Source organism: Thermophagus sp. OGC60D27 (genome assembly GCF_052400625.1).
Classification (GTDB): domain Bacteria; phylum Bacteroidota; class Bacteroidia; order Bacteroidales; family Marinilabiliaceae; genus Thermophagus.
This window is the reverse complement of record NZ_JBQTGH010000003.1, coordinates 328,231-347,313: the sequence shown is the minus strand read 5'-3', so window position 1 is coordinate 347,313 and position 19,083 is coordinate 328,231. Positions and strand designations below refer to the sequence as shown.

Genomic DNA, 19,083 nt, shown 5'->3' with positions numbered 1-19,083 from the left:
AACCAAAAATATGAAACGAATTACTTTTATCCTTTTCCTTTCGCTGAGCAGTATATGGACATTTTCACAAACACAAACGGTCGAATTGGAAGATTTTACCCTTAGAGGAACCTTCAGACCCAAAACCATTTCGGGCCTCCGTTCTATGAACGATGGGAGGTTTTATACAACATTAGAAGGCAATGGGACCAAAATCGTGAAACATTCCTTTAAAACGGGTGAGAAGGTGGCGGTGCTTTTTGATATTGAGAAGATTAAAAAGAATCCTGACTCGGTAAAATATATTGCCGGTTATGAATTTAGTCCTGATGAGACTAAAATACTTGTATATAATGATGTGGAGAGGATTTACAGGCGTTCGTTTCTAGCTCGATATTATGTGTATGATATAAAATACAAAGAATTATTGCCGTTGGCAGATGAGGGCAAACAGCAGGTTCCTTTGTTTTCACCCAACGGTCAGATGGTGGCTTATGTGAAGAATAACAATATCTATCTGAAAAAATTGCGGTTTGGCACCACCAGTGCCGTTACTGAGGACGGAGAAAAGAACCGAATCATCAATGGAATCCCCGACTGGGTCTATGAGGAAGAGTTTGGCTATAATAGTGCCATGGAGTGGTCGCCCAACAGTGAAGACCTGGCCTTTGTGCGGTTCGACGAATCCGAAGTGAGGCAATTCAGCTTTCCCTTGTATGGTGGAAAGATTCCCGAACGGCCGGAATTTGTCCTTTATCCCGGAAGATATGAATATAAATATCCCAAAGCGGGAGAGACGAATTCCAAAGTATCGGTGCATGTTTTTAACGTGAAGAATCGAACCATCAAAACCATGGATCTGGGTGACTTGTCCGATGCCTATGTGCCCCGTTTGCGATGGAGTTATGATCCTGAAAAACTGGGTATTATCAAGTTAAGTCGTTTGCAAAATGAACTCGAGCTAATGGTGGCTAACCCGGCATCAGGAGTCAGCAATACGCTTCTCACCATTCGTGAGGCACAATATGTTCCTGAAAATGTTTTAGATAATTTAAGGTTTCTACCCGACGGTAAACACTTTGTTTATGTGGGACAGGAAGATGGATACAACCATATTCACTTGTACACCATGGCCGGTATAAAAGTGCGGCAGGTAACTTCGGGCCCATGGGAGATCACCGACTTTTATGGCTTTGATGCGGGGAAAAAAGTGTTTTATTTCCAAGCTGCCAAAGAATCACCTCTGCAGCGCGAAATTTATTCCGTTGACATGGAAGGAAAGACCATTGTGCGGCTATCTTCTGATCAAGGGTATAGTGAGGCTGAATTCAGCAGTGATTTCGAGTTTTTTGTCAATACTTGGTCCTCAGCAGGGGAAGTCCCCCAGATAACGGTCTATGATAATAAAGGTAAAAAAGTGAGGGTGCTTGAAGACAACAGCGATTTGAAGAATAGACTGGCACAATTCAATCTTCCCCGAAAGGAGTTTTTCTCATTTACGACTTCGGAAGGAGTGGAACTCAATGGTTATATGATCAAACCCCTCGATTTTGATGAAAGTAAGCAATATCCGGTTCTGATGAACCAATACAGTGGACCGGGATCACAAGAAGTGCTGGATAAATGGCAAATGAACTGGGAACAATATTTGGCAACACAAGGTTATCTTATTGTTACTGTTGATGGTCGTGGGACAGGCGCTCGCGGAGAAGAATTTTTGAAATGCACCTATTTGCAGATGGGACGATATGAGTCCGACGATCAAATTGAAACCGCTCGCTATCTGTCTCAGTTACTTTATGTGGATGATAGTCGTATCGGAATTTGGGGATGGAGTTTTGGTGGGTATATGACCTCATTGTGTCTGAGTAAGTCTGATCTATTTAAGATTGGCATTGCAGTGGCTCCGGTGACTAATTGGCGCTATTATGATACAGTCTATACTGAGCGATTTTTGAGAACTCCTCAAATGAACCCAAAGGGTTATGACGATAATAGTCCCATTAAATTGGCAGAAAATCTGAATGGTAAACTGTTTTTGATACATGGCAGCGCAGACGATAACGTCCATTTTCAAAACACCATGGAATATGCTGAGCAATTGATTCAGGCCGGAAAACAGTTCGAAATGTTTGTTTATCCCAACCGAAATCATTCCATCTATGGGGGGAATACCCGTCACCACCTATATACCATGATGAGTCAATATATATTTGAGAATTTGTAATTGTTGACTTTCATGAGAGAGGCTGCTCGTCGTTTTTTTGACGAATTAATGGCAATAGATGGGGATGAGGCGATTCCGCTTCCGGAAAAAATGAAGCGGTTGCGTGCCTCATTGGAAAAGAGTTGTCGTTATCTGACCCGTGATGAGGGACTCACTTTTTCTAATCTTTTCGGGCGTCTTAATTATGTCTGTAACAAAATGCAGATAGGTGAAACTCATAAAAAGAGGTTGCATCGTTTTAGAATTTTCACCAATAAGGTTATTCAGGGGCATCTCAATCCTGATGAAAAAGATTACACAAGAGGATTGAAGGTGTTAGCTGAAGCATACGGGGCAATATTTGGTACGGAGGTTCCGCAGGAGGTGAGACATCTCTATGCAGGGAAGGAAATGGCAGAAGAATCGGACCAATACTATTATATCAATGTTAAAGGTTTTCGGTGCATTTTGCTGGAAAAAAATACAGAGAAAAAGCAATTATTGGTGCAACCCGATGTGGAGGGGGATATTTCACCAGTTGTAGTTTTGTACAATGTTCATAATGTAAATGAAGAGCTTACTTCTTCGATAGAATTAATGACCCCGGGGCAACAATTACAACTTTTGGATACGCACCGCAATAATGATGGTTCAGTGGTACCAGGATTTATTGTGCTGGAGCCCGACTATTTGGTGGATGTTACTGCAGTAGCCAAGTGTTTTCAGAATATTCAGGGAAAGAAGATTCGCGCTTTTGAATTGTTTTTTGCTGGCCGTGCGGAATTGCGTAAATTGTCTAAAGCGATTCACAAAGGAAATGTAGCCAATCTTTTTTTTGACGAACTTATAAATGAACCACCTGACAATCAGAAGAATTTTGATGATATTTTAAAAGAGTCATTCCGGTCTTTCCCACTTCCATATACTTCACTTTCGGGTATTGATAAGGATTATTTAGATGAGTTGAAGCATCAATTCATTAATTTGAGGCGGGTGGTTGACGAGGAGTTTCTTAAAGGAGATTATCAACCTGTAAGTCGAACCAAAAGCAATCTGGAAGTGTCATTAATGAGCCCGGAGCTGGGACTACAGGGGCGGATGGACCTATTTGATGAATCACCCTCCGAAAATCATCATTACATATCTAAAATCATAGAACTAAAATCGGGAAAACTTCCGTTTCCAAACAATAATCCATCTGTTGTGGCCGAAGATCATTCGGCTCAGGTGCGAATGTATAATATGATGGCTCAGCGTGTGCTGGGATACCATCCTAAAAAGATTTTCAGTGCAGTTTTATATTCCTCGGCCTCGAAATCCGGTGAAGCGGTGCGTTATGTAGATCGATACAAGAGTATTGAGCGGGAGATTATCAATGTAAGAAATCAAATTGTTGCGTGGGAATACCGGATGGCTTCCGACAAGGAACCTTTTCCTCTTTTTGAGAACTTTTTTCAAAATATTGAAGTCAGGAAATATGGTTTAGATCAAACCGATAAGAGATTTAAGTGGTTTTTTTCCAAATTTACTGAATATAAAAAACTCATTTTGGAGAAAATATCACCATTAGAACGTCACTATTATTTTGCTTTTTCTTCTTTTATTGGACGGGAAAAAATATTGAGCAAAGTAGGAGATGGGGAATATACAAAAGGTTTGTCAGCACTTTGGAACAAAACTGATCTCACCGATGAAGACACTTTTAATGAGTTACGCAATCTTAGAATAAAAATTAATAAGGCAGATTTGCCGGAAGCATCCATCACTCTTAGCCGTCCTTCAGACAGCAATCGTTTTATTAATTTCCGTCGTGGGGATATTTGTGTACTCTATCCTCATTCATCTGAAAGATCTTTAGCTACGCAACATCGCGTTCTGAAATGTTCCATTGAACGGTTGACCAATGAGGAAGTAACGGTTAGATTACGACAGAAACAAAGTTCTTTACACTATTTCCAGCGGCATGAATTGTGGGGCTTAGAACACGATTCGCTCGATAATAATTTTGAGCAGATGCAATCGGGTTTGGTGGAGTTTTTAAAACTACCGGAAAGTCGAAGAAATTTATTATTAGGTTTAAAAAAACCGGTTTGTTTCGGACTGTCTTTTAAAGAATTTGTTCCAGTCCATCAAAAAGGATTTCTGGAAGAAAGTCGAATAGAACAAAATCGGGTGTTATTTTCGGCGTGGAATGCCAAAGATTATTATTTATTGGTGGGTCCTCCGGGAACAGGGAAAACCAATTTATTTCTTCAGCGGTTTGTGAAAGAATTGTATCACGAAACAGCATTGAATATTCTTTTGGTTAGTTATACTAACCGAGCTGTGGATGAAATGTGTTCGTCGGTTCGAGGAATGGTTCGAGATAATATGATTCGTATTGGATCGAAATTGGGGTGCGATCCCCAACATGAGGATCTTCTTCTGGATCGAAAAATAAACAATCTGGGTAGTCGACAGGCAATAAGGCATATGATCGAAGAAACCCGACTGTTTGCCGGGACTTTGTCATCCATTCTCGGGAAAAACGAGCTCTTTGAACTGAAAAAATTTGATATAGCAATAGTCGATGAGGCGTCCCAAATATTGGAACCCAATATTATACCACTACTTGGTCGTGTTGATCGCTTCGTGCTTATTGGTGACGAACGACAATTGCCGGCTGTGGTGACCCAGCCCCCTGTAGAATCAGCCATAAATGATGAGCATTTGCATGATATCGGACTGTTTGATCGCCGAAACTCTTACTTTGAACGGTTACTGTGGTTGTGTCGCAAAAAGGGTTGGGATCATGCCTGGGGGGAACTCACCTTTCAGGGAAGGATGCATCCTGAATTGGCACAATTTCCTAATTGTCAGTTTTATGGTAATAAATTAAAACCGGCAGGATTACCTCACCAAAAAGGAGCTCTTGCCTCTGTGTCTTTTTCTGATAACGACATTTTGTCGCAGTGGCTTAGGAAAAGGCGTATGGTTTTTATTCCCTCGGCATTTTTTGTTCGAGAAACCTCTGAAAAATATAATGCTATTGAGGCCCAGGTGATTTGTCTGGTGCTTGAGCAATTAATAAAAATTCATGGTTTTCGAAATGCCGGTGAGATTTCTGATCATGTGGGAATAATTACCCCCTTTCGCAATCAGATTGCCAGCATCAGAGAGGCGTTGGAAGCAAGGGGATTGGATTGTTTTGATTCCATTCAGATTGATACGGTAGAACGTTATCAAGGAAGCCAGAAAGATTTTATTCTGATCTCTTTGTGTATGAACAGCCCTTCCCAATTGGAATTTATGGCTCAAAGCAGGGTATTCTTCAATGAAAAAACAGAGCGGGGGAAAATGTCTGTAATGGTGGATCGAAAGCTAAATGTGATGCTGACTCGGGCCCGTAAACAGATTATTATTACTGGTAATGAAGCTGTTCTGAGATACGATGAGATTTATGGACGATTAATAGAACATATTCGTGAAAAAGGTGGCTATTTTAAGCAAGGTGCCAGGTTTTTGATTGAAGGTTAGAAAGTGCTTTACCGGACATCGAATTTAAGAAAACCTTTTGGGGAATAAATCAATTGCCTTTTGCGGGAATATTATAGAAAGAAGTACATTAATAAGTTGGAGGGAATCATTGAGGGTATGAGCTTCAAATTTCGTTTTCTTTAATTTGATAAAAAAGAGACCTGCCGAATAAGTAGGCAGGCCTCTTTATAAAAAATAGAATTTGACAATTTACTTCCGAGGGGTCTTAGTCAAATAAAATTTGATACCACCGTTTTGGATTAATTCCTCATGGGAAATAAAATAATTTTTAAGTGGTTTGCCGTTGGATTCCATCTTTTGTATGTATATATTTTCCGGTGAGTTGTTTTCGGAATCAATGATTATTCGATCGTTCGAGTAATAATTTTTATCTAAGAGAATGGTTATTTTATTGAAGACCGGAGAGGTGAGTGTATAAACTGGATCTCCGGGAGTAATAGGGTAGAATCCCATCATGCTGTATAGGAGCCAGGCACTCATTGTTCCAGTATCATCATTTCCCGGAAGACCATGAGGTTGAGTGTGGAAGTACCTGTTTATACAGTCTCGCACGGTTTTTTGGGTTCGCCACTCTTCTCCTTTGACAAAATTGAATAAGTAAGGGTAGTTCATATCCGGTTCATTACTCATGTCGAATAAGGAGTCCCTGAAGGCTGTTTGCAATTGGTTGATAAAATGACGATTGCCGCCCATTAGTTTAATGAGACCTTTTATGTCATGAGGAATAGCAAATGAGTATTGCCATGAATTGCCCTCATGAAAACCGTGTACCGGTTCAAAGTTTCTTCCTTGAAAAGGATTAAAATTGGGCATAAAAGAACCATTCTTTTCAACAGGCCTGAGAAGGTTGTATTGTGGGTCAAAATATTTTTTGTATCCAAGTGACCGTTCATACAATCGCTTATGATCACTCTTGTTTCCTAAAGCTTTGGCGAGCTGTGAAAGGTTATAATCAGCTATATAGAATTCAAGAGCTTCGGAGACTGAGTTGTCAAAACTATCCTGAAAGGCAATATAATGGTGTTTCATGTAAAAATCGTTTTGAGGCCGTCGTATGTTATCCTTTTCAGGAGTGTTTGCAGACTTTAGCATTGCCTCATAGGCTGTTTCAATATCGAAATTGTGGAGTCCTCGTAACCAGGAATCGCAAAGTACTATTAGAGCTGGATCTCCTTCCATTACATTGGTTTCTCTGCTGTATAGTTCCCATTTGGGCAACCATCCGTTTTCTTTGTACATGTCAACCATGGATCGAAGCATATCTGTTTGTTGTTTTGGGTAAACCAATGTTAGAAATGGATGGACGGTACGATAAGTATCCCACAATGAAAAAACAGTGTATCTGTCAGATTCTTTATTGGTTTTTATATCGTGTGATTCCATTGCCGGATATTCACCATTGACATCCTGCAGAATGTTTGGGTGTATAAGCGTATGATAAAGAGCTGTATAAAACTTTGTTCTGTCATCCTTGGAACCTCCTTCCACTTCTATCTTTGAAAGCTGGTTGTTCCATTCTTCTCTTGCATTTTGAACAGTTTCTTCAAAATTGAAATCCGGTTGTTCAACATTTAGATTTTCTCTTGCATTTTCGATACTAACATATGAGATTCCCACTTTAGCTTCAATAATTTCTCCTTGACGGGTATTAAAGGTAAACCAGGCCCCAATTTGATCGCCGGCCAATTCTCGAAAGTACTGATTATAGATTTTATATTTTCCACTGGTAGAAGACCATTGGTGCCTGGTCCCTGGTAATTGGGGTTGTTTTTTCCAATAACCACGTTTAATTGCCGGCTTGCTGAATTTAACAACAAAGAATACAGGAAAAACAGCATCAGGGTTATAGCAGAAGGTCCCTAATAATTTGTAACCTTCCACTTCCGTGTCCGAAATCATTTTAACAAATGCTCCTGATTCATTGGTGAGTCCAAGACCCAAGTTGAGAAGAATATTGGCTTGTCCTTCCGGGAATGTGAATCTGTTAATACCAGTTCTTTTTGTGGTTGAGGCTTCGGCTTTTATGGCATACCGGTCCAGAAAAGCTGAATAATAACCGGGACTTGCAGATTCATCACTAAGAGGCGTTCCGTATTTTTTATAATCCACTTCAAGTTTTCCTGTTGTTGGCATCAGAATGATGCTTCCCAAGTCAGGACATCCAACCCCACTAAGGTTGACGTGGGAGAATCCTGTCATTATGTTGTTGTTGTAAACGTATGGATTGGAACACCATCTATCAGTATTGGAATAGTCATTTTCAGGATGAGGGGTAACATTATATGGCACAATAGAAACCATTCCCCAGGGCATTACCGGACCAGGAAACGTAGCTCCATAATTGGAGGTCCCTATAAACGGGTTAACATAGGATGCGAGATCCTGTGAAAAGGATGAATAGGGAAAGGCGGTCAAGACTATTAAGCCTATGAAAAGAGAAAACGATTTAAGTTGATTCATAGCAGAAAAAATTTACTTCCAGAGGTTTTTATTTGGTGTTTCCGACATCTCAAAATAAAGGGTGCCACCACTGATTATTTCTTGGTGGGTAATCCAAGGGCGATTGAGCTTGTTGCCGTTAAGGTACACTTCTTTGATAAATAAATTGGAATCATTAACCTTGGGGGCTTTAATGACAAATGTTTTGTTGTTTTGCAGTTCGATGATAGCTTCCTTCCAGAGAGGAGTGCCCAAATAGTATTTCCCTTCTGCAGGGTTGACTGGATAAAAGCCCATGGAACTTAAAACATACCAAGCTGACATTTGCCCACAGTCTTCATTTCCGCAGTGGCCATTGGGTACAGGCTTGTACATGTTGGTAAGTATTTGTCTTACCCGCTGTTGGGTTTTCCAAGATTCCCCTGTAAAGTGGTAAAGATAGGCTACATGATGACTGGGTTCATTCCCGTGAGCATATTGTCCGATCATTCCGGTGCTGAAAATTGGAAGGTCATCGTTGGCTGATGGAACCAATGTAAACATGCTATCGAGGCGATGGCTAAAATGCTCTATTCCTAGGGTGTCGCGTAATGTTTCGATGTCGTGGGGGACAAACCAAAAGTAGTGCCAACCATTGCTTTCGCAAAAATGTTTGGTGTATTCTAGAGGGTTGAAAGGGGTAACAAATTTACCATCCGACATTCTGGGGCGCATAAAACCGGTTTGCGAATCAAAATGGTTTTTCCAGTAGGAGGCTCTTTTTTTGAAATAGGTGTAATCATCGGTTTTCCCTAAAGCTTTGGCAAAAATGGCAATGCACCAGTCGTCGTAGGCATATTCCAAAGTTTTGGAAACCGACCACTCTTCATGTTTATTTGTTGCCGGGACGTAACCCAACTCCCGATATTGGTCAATTCCGTGGTTGTTGGACATGGCATTGGACTTACATGCTTCATATGCCTTTTCAACATTGAAACCGCCAATGCCTTTGAGATAGGCATCTACGATGACCGGAACAGCATGATAACCAATCATCATATTTGTTTCATTGCCTTGCATGGACCATACGGGCAATAATCCCGTTTCGTCGTAATGGCTCAGCATGGAATTGATCATGTCGGGAACACGATTTGGGTGCATAATGGTGTAGAGTGGGTGGGCGGCTCTAAAAGTATCCCAAAGAGAGAAAGTATCGTATTTGTCGTAACCCTCGGCATGGTGCTTATCCCCATCAGCACCTTTATAATTGCCATTTGCGTCACTGTATAAGGTGGGAGCCAGCATGGATTGGTAAAGTGTTGTATAAAATGTTTCTTTCCAGATAGGATTTGGGGTTTTAATTTTTATTTTTTGTAATTCCTTTTCCCAATGGTTAGATGCTTCTTGGCGGTACTTTTCAAAATTCCATTCGGGTGCTTCCATGTCGATTGCTTTTCGGGCTCCTTTGAGATCTGCACTTGATAAACCGACCTTTACCATTACCTTTTCTCCCTCGTTGGTTTTGAAACGAACGTCAATTTTAGTGAGCTGTCCACTTACGGAGTCGGAATTTACCAATTGGTTATCTTTAAAAAGTTGGACCTTTTGAAAAGGTTTTGAAAACCGGGCAACAAACCAAACCCTTTGATCCGGCGCCCATCCTGACGAAAAGCGATATCCCGAAATCGTTCGGTCATCTTCAATGATAATTCCTGTTTTTACCGGGCGATCCCAGTTGAGCGCATATCCTAGATCTATGATAAAACCTGAATTGTCATCCTCAGAGAAGGTGTATTGGTGCAGCCCTGTTCTTTGAGTTGTAGTTAATTCGGCATTGATGCCAAAGTCTGAAAGAAATACCTGATAGTAGCCTGGTTCAGCCTTCTCATTATCGTGCTTGAATCGAGAATAGGGACGATTGCCGTTTTCGGGCAACATTTTGATGGCTTTGCTATTAACTGGTGTGAGCAAAATATCATATAGATCACCAGCTCCCGTACCTGTCAGATGCAAATGACTAAAGCTGGTAATGATAGTGTCTGGCCAGAAATATCCTGCAATTCGATCCCAACCGGGCATTCCAATGTCCGGGCTTAACTGTACCATTCCAAAAGGCAGGGTGGCTCCAGGATATGTGTTCCCTGGTCCATCCGTCCCCATAAATGGGTTTACCCAGCTAGTCAATCTTTCTTCTGATTTAGTTTTATTATCTGAACATCCAATTGCTGTCAGGAAGAAAAGAATCCAAAAAAAAATGGAATAAATATTTTTCATTGTGATTGTTTTTACCCCAAAAAGGTTACAGCTCACATAGAACAATTTAACTTGGGCTTTAGATATTAAAAATACCAAGAGTGAAGGATCTTAGGTTATCTCTCTTGGTATTTCGATTTTAGTAAGGTAGTTTTTCAATAGGTCTATTTTCTGGTTTTGCTCCAAATTCTTTGTTAGGAATATTCCCCATTTCGAGTTCCAGAATACCGCCTTGCATTATTTCCTTGTATGTTAAATAGGTCCTATTTAAGGGGGTGCCGTTTAAATTTGCACTTTGAATATAAATATTATCCTGATTATTGTTTTGTGCAATAATAGTGAAGGTTTTATCATCAGGCAATTGAATGGTTGCTTTATCCACTTCAGGCGAACCTAGAACAAAAATAGAACTGGCCGGGTTTACCGGATAAAAGCCCAAGGAAGAGAAGAGATACCAAGCAGACATTTGTCCGCAGTCTTCATTTCCAATAAGACCGTCGGGTTGATCGGAATAAAACTCTTTCATGATATAGCGAACTTTTTCGGCGGTTTTCCATTGACGGCCGCAAAAGGCATACAAGTATGCAGCATGATGACTGGGTTCATTACCTTGTGCATATTGTCCAATCAGCCCTGAAATGTCGGGGGATGCTTTCTCCCCAAGGTCTCCAGAAACAACAAAGAAACTGTCAAATTTGGCTTCAAAAGCATCATGGCCTCCCATTAAATCGATTAGCCCATATACATCATGAGGTACTAACCAAGTATATTGCCAAGCATTACCTTCGGTATAGTCGCCTACTTCGTGTACCGATTTAAAAGGATTAAAAGGTGATTTAAATGATCCGTCGTTCAGTAGTGGACGCATAAAACGAGTTTTAGGATCAAAATATAGTTGATAGGCTTTAGAACGTTTTTCATAGTATTCAGCCTTTTCAGTGTCACCCATTTTATCTGCAAATTTGGCAATAGACCAGTCGGCTATGGCATATTCAAGGGCTTTGGATACTGATTCTTTTTCTTTATCCGCAGGGATGAAACCTTTTTCTTTTAAAAAATTTAACCCGAATTCATCATTCATGGAGGTGGCAATGAGCGATTCATAGGCCAGATTGGCATCAAATCCTTTAAATCCTTTAAAGAAGGCATCTGCTACCACTGGCACGGCACTGTATCCAACCATACAATTGGTTTCGTTACCCATGAGGTGCCAGACAGGTAGTTTCCCTTGTTGCTGATATATGGCCAACATGGAATTAATCATGTCGTTTACTCGTTCTGATTGAACAATGGTAAAGAGTGGATGATTGGCCCGGTAAGTATCCCAAAGTGAGAATACGGAGTAGTTTTCAAAACCCGGATCGGAGTATACTTTTTTATCGGTACCTCGGTACGACCGATCATGATCGTTGAAAAGAACCGGTGCAATAAAGGAATGATACATTGCTGTGTAGAAAGTCCGTTTCACCGCTTCATCTGTATCTTCTATAATTATTTTGGAGAGTTCACGATTCCATTTATCTTTGGCTTCGGCTCTAACGCGGCCAAAGTCCCAGTGAGGTATTTCATGTTCTATATTTTTTAATGCGGCTTCGTAGCTAACCGGAGATATGCCTACTTTAAGATCAATGGATTCATTTTCTTTAGTTTGAAAGCTCAATACTCCCACCACATCTTGGCCTTCAGCTTCTGTTTTAGAGATTTGTTGATCCTGAACATGTAGAGCCAAATGTTTGATTGGTTTGGAAAGGACGATGGCAAAGAATAGACTTTGATCTTTTGCCCATCCGGAAGAATGTCTGAAACCGGCAAGAGTGGTGTCATTAAGTTGTATTAGCTTGGTGTTAATTGATTTGTCCCATCCAATGCCCAATTCCAAATTAATGGCGATATGTGATTGTTCATTAAAAGGAAAGGTATATCTGTGAAATGAGACTCTTTCAGATGCAGTAATTTTTACATTGATGCCATAAGTTAGCAAATCTACTTCATAGAATCCGGGTTCAGCTTTTTCCCTGTCATGTGTGTAAAGGGATGCATAACCATTTAGTGGTTGTTGAATGGTGCCAGGAGAGAATTGTATTTTGCCGGTAAATGGGGTGATCAAAACATCTCCCAAGTCGCCGATTCCTGTACCGCTAAGATGAAGCTGAGAAAAACCCGTAACGATGCTGTCAGAGTAATGATAACCAGAACACCAGTCCCATCCTCTTACATAGTTGGTGGGGCCTGGTTGAACCGCTCCAAACGGTACATTGGCTCCAAGAAATACATGACCGTGATCGTCTGTCCCAATATAAGGGTTAACGTATTGGGTTAGATCTTCTTTGGTTGCTGTGAATTTGCTTTCAGAACACCCTATCAGGAAAATAATTGAAAACAGAAGTCCCAAAGAGGATTTCTTTATGGCATTTATGAGCCTGTTCTCTGACAAAAAAGAATGTTGCAACATAAAATATTCGTTTTAATGGTTTAATTTACATTGAATGAGTACTCAAGAATTGGTTTAAGTTCGTTTTTGGAAACCTAAATTTTTATAATGATCTTTTTATGATTTTTTATCGATTGTTCACAGTATACCAATTATTTAACTCGTTTACCGGTACCTGAGTAGAAGTATTCACCGGTTGATTCCCCTGCAATCTTTTGACAAAAGTTTTCCTTTTGTTGGCGGTTTGGAAGGTATCTATTCCAAATGTTTTCAGTCCTTGTTTCCAGCTTAGATTACGAAATATTTTGATATTCAGAGTCCAAAAACTAATATGTAAGCGCTGGCTATGAAAACCTTTAGTTTTGTATGGATTGTACTGGCTTCGAGCTTCTGAGGAAATGGCATTTGCATTTTTATAAACAAAGGTTGTGCCGGAAGTGGTTGTTAATGTAATGGCCTGGAGAGATATAGTGGATTCTCCCGCTCTTGCCAAACCATGAAGGGGGGCGTTCCTCCAGTTGTAGGTAAGAACCTTCAAACGTTCAATAGGCGGATTATTGTAACCAAGAAGAAAGATTTTCTCTTTTAAAGCCAGTAATTTAAAAAGTGATTTAGCTTGGGTTCCGATATCAAGCACCTCAGCTAGGATGGACGCTTTTGGGGCGTTGAATACTATAGCCAAAACAAAATTTATTATTAGTACTGAAATAAATAAATAATTTATTTTTTCCATTTTTTAATTTGCAAGAAAGTTGATTAAAACATTGGTTTGTGAGATTTTTATTGTTTTGCTTCTTCTGAATTCAAGGAATTATTGTTTTGGTTAATATTTGGTATAATAATTTTACCATACTTGTTTTAATAAATTTGTATTCTTGATTTTATTAGCTCACTTTTTCCGAAAGATAGGAACAAGTCATGATAATTCTATGATCATTTTTTTCATAATGTTGAAATATTTGTTTGTTTTAGCTTTTGAATAATTGGTATGGTATTGAATTGCTTTGTTTTAGTTTGTTAGGTGCTTTAGTTTTAAGAAGTGGAGTTTAAAAATGTTATAAAAAATTAACAAGTTATTTGTATCTTAATTGGTGCGGATGTTTCCTCAAAAAATAATTTAAAGCATTAATCGTTGGTAAAAAACAGAATTAAAATGTGTCGAGAATTTTTTTCATTGTTGTGATCTGAGTTTCATCACAGGTAATAATATTGCCAAATCCGAACTGGTCGATCTTGGAATTTTTGTTAGGAAGAATTATTCTGGCAGAGGCATGAACTTCATTTACTCCTGTTTGTTCTACAATGTTTTTAAGATTTTCAGGTCTTATCCCTCCTCCCGGCATAATTGAAATGTGATTTCCGGCCAACATAACGAGTTTCTTGATAAATGGGATTGCGTCGGAGGCTTTTGTAGCTTGTCCTGACGTCAGGATTCTTTGGCAGCCTGCATTAATAACTGATTGTAGTGCTTTGGCGGGGTTGGTAGTGAGGTCAAAGGCTCGAATAAAGGTAACCTCCATAGGATAAGCTGTATTAACCAATTCTTTTAGTCGTATTTCATCTACTGTGTAATCCGGTTTCTGAATAGCAGTGGCTATGCCATCGCATCCTACTTCTTTACAAAACAGAATGTCTTCTTTCATCATTTCAAACTCGTCAGAGCTATAACAGAAATTTCCTCCTCTAGGTCTGATTATTGGAACTATTTTTTGTTTGGTAGCTTTTCTGGCTGCTTTTATTAATGAATGGTTTGGGGTAGTCCCTCCCTCTGCGGGGTTACTGCAAAGTTCAATCCTATCAGCTCCGGCATTGAAAGCTTTGATGGCCGAATCAAGAGAGAAAACACATATTTCTAATTGCATTGCAATAAATTTTAATGATAATATTTAAGGAAAACTTTTAAAGGGTTATCCATATTACAACAATTTATAGGTCAATTCTGTAGAATTTATCTGTTTGTGAATAATTTCAAATTCTTATTCTTACTTTTTTAATAGGAAAATTTCAATTAATTTAATCGGAAAAAGCAATATTTTACATTTGCTTTTCTATCATATTTGGTTGGATTGTGCTTTTTTATGCTGATTGATTTTTAGGTGTTTAGTCATTTATTACCTTATTATCTATATATTGCGAATATACAAAAATTAATAAAAAAGAAAATTCTTTTATAACTTTTTTGTAAAAGTTTTGCAAGAAAGGAAAAAAAATAAGTTCTTTGTAGAAATGTATTATTTAGGTTATGGAGGACTATTTATTTAACAGTTATCTTTTTTCAATATTGTCAAATTTTGAAAAAAAGAAGTATCAACTTTCAGTCAGGATACTGAAATATTTATATTTCCGGGGCCCAAATCCTGTTGCAGATATTTGTAATCATTTAAAAATAAGTACTCCTAATGGAAATGCCATTTTGGGAATACTAATGTCTAAGGGATTAATAGAAAAAAAAGGATATGGATTATCCAAGGGGGGACGGAAACCGGAACTTTATGGAATTAAAGATGATGCCTTTTATGTGATAAGTGTGGATATGAATATTCACCAGACACAATTGGCTATATTTGATAGTTCCAATGCCAAAATAAGAGAAGTGGAGACTTTTCCACTAGAAATGGATAATGAGGTCAGTACGCTAAGTACTCTTGTTTCAAGAATAAATTCCTATGTAAAAAAAACGGGCGTTGATAAGAAGAAAATTATCGGCGTTGGGGTTAGTTTTCCTGGTTTAGTGGATTCATCGGCAGGAATTAACTATTCCTATTTTAATTTTGGTGAAAAATCGGTAAGGAGCCTTCTTCAAGAACAATTGCAACTTCCTGTATTTGTAGAAAACGATGCCAAGGCCGTAGCACTTGCCATTTGGCGGTTTGGCATTGCCAAACATCAAAAAGATGTTTTAGTATTGTTTTTGGATTGGGGGATTGGTCTTGGGATGATTCTAAATGGTAAATTGTATCGTGGCAATGAAGGTTTAGCAGGTGAATTTAGTCACATTCCTATGGTAGAAAATGGAGAATCGTGTATTTGCGGGAAAAACGGGTGTTTGCAAACTATTGCGGCAGGAGCGACCCTAGTTCGAAAGGCTCGAGAAGGAATCTTACAAGGTAAAAGTTCATTGATGTCTCATTTTGAAGAAGAAAACATACGAGAAGTAGATTTACAAACGGTTGTGGCTGCTGCTTTGAAAGGAGACCAGTTTGCAATAAATTTACTTTCTGAAATTGGAGAACATTTGGGGAAAGGAATTTCCATTCTGATCCAATTATTTAATCCTGGAATGATCGTTTTAACCGGGAAAATGGCTGAGGCAGGTCAATATCTGACCATTCCTATACAACAAGCCATTAATACTTATTCGATGCATAAGATCAGTGAAAATATGAAGATGAGACACTCAGATATGGGGAAAGAGGTAGGCTTGAAAGGAGCATTAGCTGTTGTAATGGAGGATGCTTTTGATGCGCTTGGCAGGGTTTTTAATAGGAAAAAAATGAAATCCCCCTTATTGGTTTAGTAAACAAACTAAATTGGATTCCTTTGACGGATGGTTTTTGTATAATTCTTTGCTGTAAAATTGTCGGAAAATGGTGAAATATTTAATAATATTGGTAGTTCTTTCTGGATTTCTGTTTTCTTGTGAAAAAAAAGATACAATTTTCAGGAGTGAGAAAATACATAAAACTGTTATGGAAAATCTGGAAGAACAACAGAAACTTGCTTCCGGAAGATTTGAACAGCTTTTTTCTGTCTTTGATGAAAAGTTAACATCACGAGAAGAACAGGCATTAAGTTTTTTGTTCGCTTATATGCCTTTATCCGATCTTTCCAATTACGATGGACATTTTTTCCTTGAACAGGTTAGATATTCCTTAAGGGCTAGAGATTATTTCAAGTGGGGGAAAAGGGTTCCCTCTGATCTTTTTCTTCACTATGTTTTACCATGTCGAGTAAATAATGAATATCTTGACACCGCCAGAAAGGTGTTTTTTGAAGATTTGAAAGAGAGGCTAATTGGCCTGAGCATGCGTGAAGCTGCCTTGGAGATAAATCATTGGTGTCATGAACGGGTTACCTATCAATCAACAGATGGATATCGTACAAGTTCTCCAATGAATACCATTAAAACTGCATTTGGACGGTGTGGGGAGCAGTCAACATTAACCGTCTCGGCATTGAGAGCGGTTGGGATACCGGCCCGACAAATATATACACCACGTTGGGCGCATACTGATGACAATCATGCATGGGTGGAAGTTTGGGTAGATGGTCAGTGGTATTATATGGGGGCTTGTGAACCAGAACCGGAACTTGATATGGGATGGTTTGAAGGCCCGGCCACTAGAGCCATGTTGTTGCATCACAAGGCCTATGGACATATCCCTACTATGGAGAAGATTAATTCAGTTAGCCATTACTTTACTGAAATTAATGTACTTAATAGATATGCACCAGTAAGGAATATAATTGTGAAAGTCTTGGATGAGGGTGGGATTCCGGTGAAAGGGGCCAACGTTCAATTTAAATATCCCAATTATGCCGAATTATACCCTTTGGCCACTGTTATTACAAATGATGAGGGTGTTTGTAATTTGATGACAGGTAATGGAGATTTGTTGGTTTGGTCCCGATATGAGGGCCAATTTGCCTGGAAAAAATCGGAAGTGGCAGATAGGGATACGTTAGTTCTTTTTTTGGGATCATTGCCTAAAGACGGAAGTGTACATAGTTATTTATTTCATGCACCACCACCATCGGTGACGCCTGATCATAGCAACATTGATCGTACAAATCACATAAAGCGGTTACATTCGGAGGATTCAATTAGGGCCGCTTACGAACAAACATTTATTGATTCTGTAGCTGCTACTGCAACCGCGATGAAATATAACCTTGATAGGGAAAAAATTTTGTTGTTATTTAAGCAAAGTAGAGGCAATTGGAAAACTATAAAGCAATTTTTAGACTACGCTGCACCTAAAGATCCCGCAAAGGCCATTGCCTTACTTTCTGTTATTTCTCCAAAAGACAGAAGAGATACTCCTTTGAGGGTTTTGAAAGATCATTTTGATAATTCAGATAATCCGCAAAAATATGGTTGGGAATTTTATGTGAATTACGTTTTGAACCCGAGAGTCGGAAATGAGTTAATATCAGAATATAAAGGGCAGTTTCAAAAGCATTTTACACCTAGCTTTCAGGAGGAAGTGCGAAGGGACATTCGCTATTTACTTGATTGGGGGAAAGACAGTATAACTATAAGAAGCAAGGCTAATCCTTGGGGTGTTCCACAAATGCCTATTGGAGTTTTAGAAATGAAGGTTGCAGATAAAAATTCACTCAATATATTTTTTATTTCTGTGGCCCGCAGTTTTGGTTTAGCGGCGCGTATAGATGCAGTAAGAAATCAACCTCAGATTTATCAAGAAGGGGAATGGGTAGATATTAATTTCGAAAAAGGGACTGTTGGCAATTCCCCTAAAGGAATCCTTGAACTTAAATTTGATAGTGGCTCTAAAACAGTGATTCCTCCAGGCTATTTTAAGGATTTTACATTGGCAAAATTTACTGGGAAAGAGTTTGTGACATTGGATTATAGCAATAGCAATTTATTTGAAAAATTCCCAGTTAAGTTGGATTTGGATGAAGGGGTATATTCATTGACTACCGTTCGAAGACTTTCTGATGGTTCGGTTAGGACTAGAGTGCAGTATTTTCAAGTTTTGTCAGGAAAACAGTTGGCTATTAGTGTAATCATTCCGGAACTTCAAGAAACAAAAAAAGATGTGGTAAATTTTGAAATGAATTTAAATACACCCGTTCAGGATTTTCTTAACAAACAGGAAATAATGTTAGAAGAACTGGTCGGAGAAAATGGAATGGTTATCATTTGGCTGGATCTCTCTCTTGAACCTTCAAAGCATTTGCTCAATGATTTAATCCGGTTAAGAAGTAATTTTAATAACTGGAAAGGGAATATTGCTTTGTTATTGAATTCTGAAAAATTATCAAAGAGTTTTAGCTTGACAGAGTATCAAGGTCTTCCGTCTCGCTCCATTTTCTTGATTGATCATTCAGCATTTCTTTTTAAAGATTATCAGAAAAAAAGAGGCGGAGAGCCAAACTATAATATGCCATTGGTGCTTGTCTTGAATTCTGAACAAAGGGTTATTTACGAATCAACCGGATACCGTATCGGTATTGGCGATGAAGTGCTTGGAAAAGTGATTGAAGGTTGTATCGTGCCTTAAATAATCAT

At 38.9% G+C, this 19,083-nt stretch carries 9 protein-coding genes; 4 read left to right on the top strand and 5 right to left on the bottom strand.

What is annotated here, in order from left to right; translation table 11 throughout:
- Positions 1-10: 10 nt before the first annotated feature.
- Both ACT29H_RS05710 and ACT29H_RS05705 read left to right on the top strand, forming a co-directional pair.
- On the top strand, positions 11-2,206 hold the full coding sequence (locus ACT29H_RS05710; RefSeq protein ID WP_444820646.1) for a S9 family peptidase: 2,196 nt from the start codon (positions 11-13) through the stop codon (positions 2,204-2,206).
- 12 nt (positions 2,207-2,218) lie between these two features.
- Positions 2,219-5,701 carry an AAA domain-containing protein gene (locus tag ACT29H_RS05705; RefSeq protein WP_444820645.1) on the top strand — a complete coding sequence of 1,161 codons (3,483 nt, stop codon included), beginning with the start codon at positions 2,219-2,221 and terminating at the stop codon, positions 5,699-5,701.
- A 210-nt stretch (positions 5,702-5,911) separates the two neighbouring features.
- On the opposite strand, the gene ACT29H_RS05700 is transcribed toward ACT29H_RS05705, so the two are convergent.
- The 5 genes from ACT29H_RS05700 to ACT29H_RS05680 all read right to left on the bottom strand — a co-directional run bounded on the left by ACT29H_RS05700 (position 5,912) and on the right by ACT29H_RS05680 (position 14,686).
- On the bottom strand, positions 5,912-8,182 hold the full coding sequence (locus ACT29H_RS05700) for a GH92 family glycosyl hydrolase (protein WP_444820644.1): 2,271 nt from the start codon (positions 8,180-8,182) through the stop codon (positions 5,912-5,914).
- Between the two features lie 12 nt (positions 8,183-8,194).
- A complete protein-coding gene (locus ACT29H_RS05695; RefSeq protein WP_444820643.1) occupies positions 8,195-10,414 on the bottom strand; it encodes a GH92 family glycosyl hydrolase in 2,220 nt (739 codons plus the stop codon).
- A 118-nt stretch (positions 10,415-10,532) separates the two neighbouring features.
- A complete protein-coding gene (locus ACT29H_RS05690) occupies positions 10,533-12,845 on the bottom strand; it encodes a GH92 family glycosyl hydrolase (RefSeq protein ID WP_444820642.1) in 2,313 nt (770 codons plus the stop codon).
- A 106-nt stretch (positions 12,846-12,951) separates the two neighbouring features.
- Positions 12,952-13,557 carry a hypothetical protein gene (locus ACT29H_RS05685; RefSeq protein WP_444820641.1) on the bottom strand — a complete coding sequence of 202 codons (606 nt, stop codon included), beginning with the start codon at positions 13,555-13,557 and terminating at the stop codon, positions 12,952-12,954.
- Positions 13,558-13,972: 415 nt separating this feature from the next.
- A complete protein-coding gene (locus ACT29H_RS05680) occupies positions 13,973-14,686 on the bottom strand; it encodes a copper homeostasis protein CutC (protein ID WP_444820640.1) in 714 nt (237 codons plus the stop codon).
- 671 nt (positions 14,687-15,357) lie between these two features.
- Here ACT29H_RS05680 and ACT29H_RS05675 point away from each other — a divergent pair.
- On the top strand, positions 15,358-16,341 hold the full coding sequence (locus ACT29H_RS05675; protein WP_444820702.1) for an ROK family protein: 984 nt from the start codon (positions 15,358-15,360) through the stop codon (positions 16,339-16,341).
- A gap of 70 nt (positions 16,342-16,411) precedes the next feature.
- Positions 16,412-19,075 (top strand): transglutaminase-like domain-containing protein, encoded by a 2,664-nt coding sequence (locus ACT29H_RS05670; protein WP_444820639.1) that lies wholly within the window; start codon positions 16,412-16,414, stop codon positions 19,073-19,075.
- The last annotated feature ends 8 nt before the right edge of the window (positions 19,076-19,083 follow it).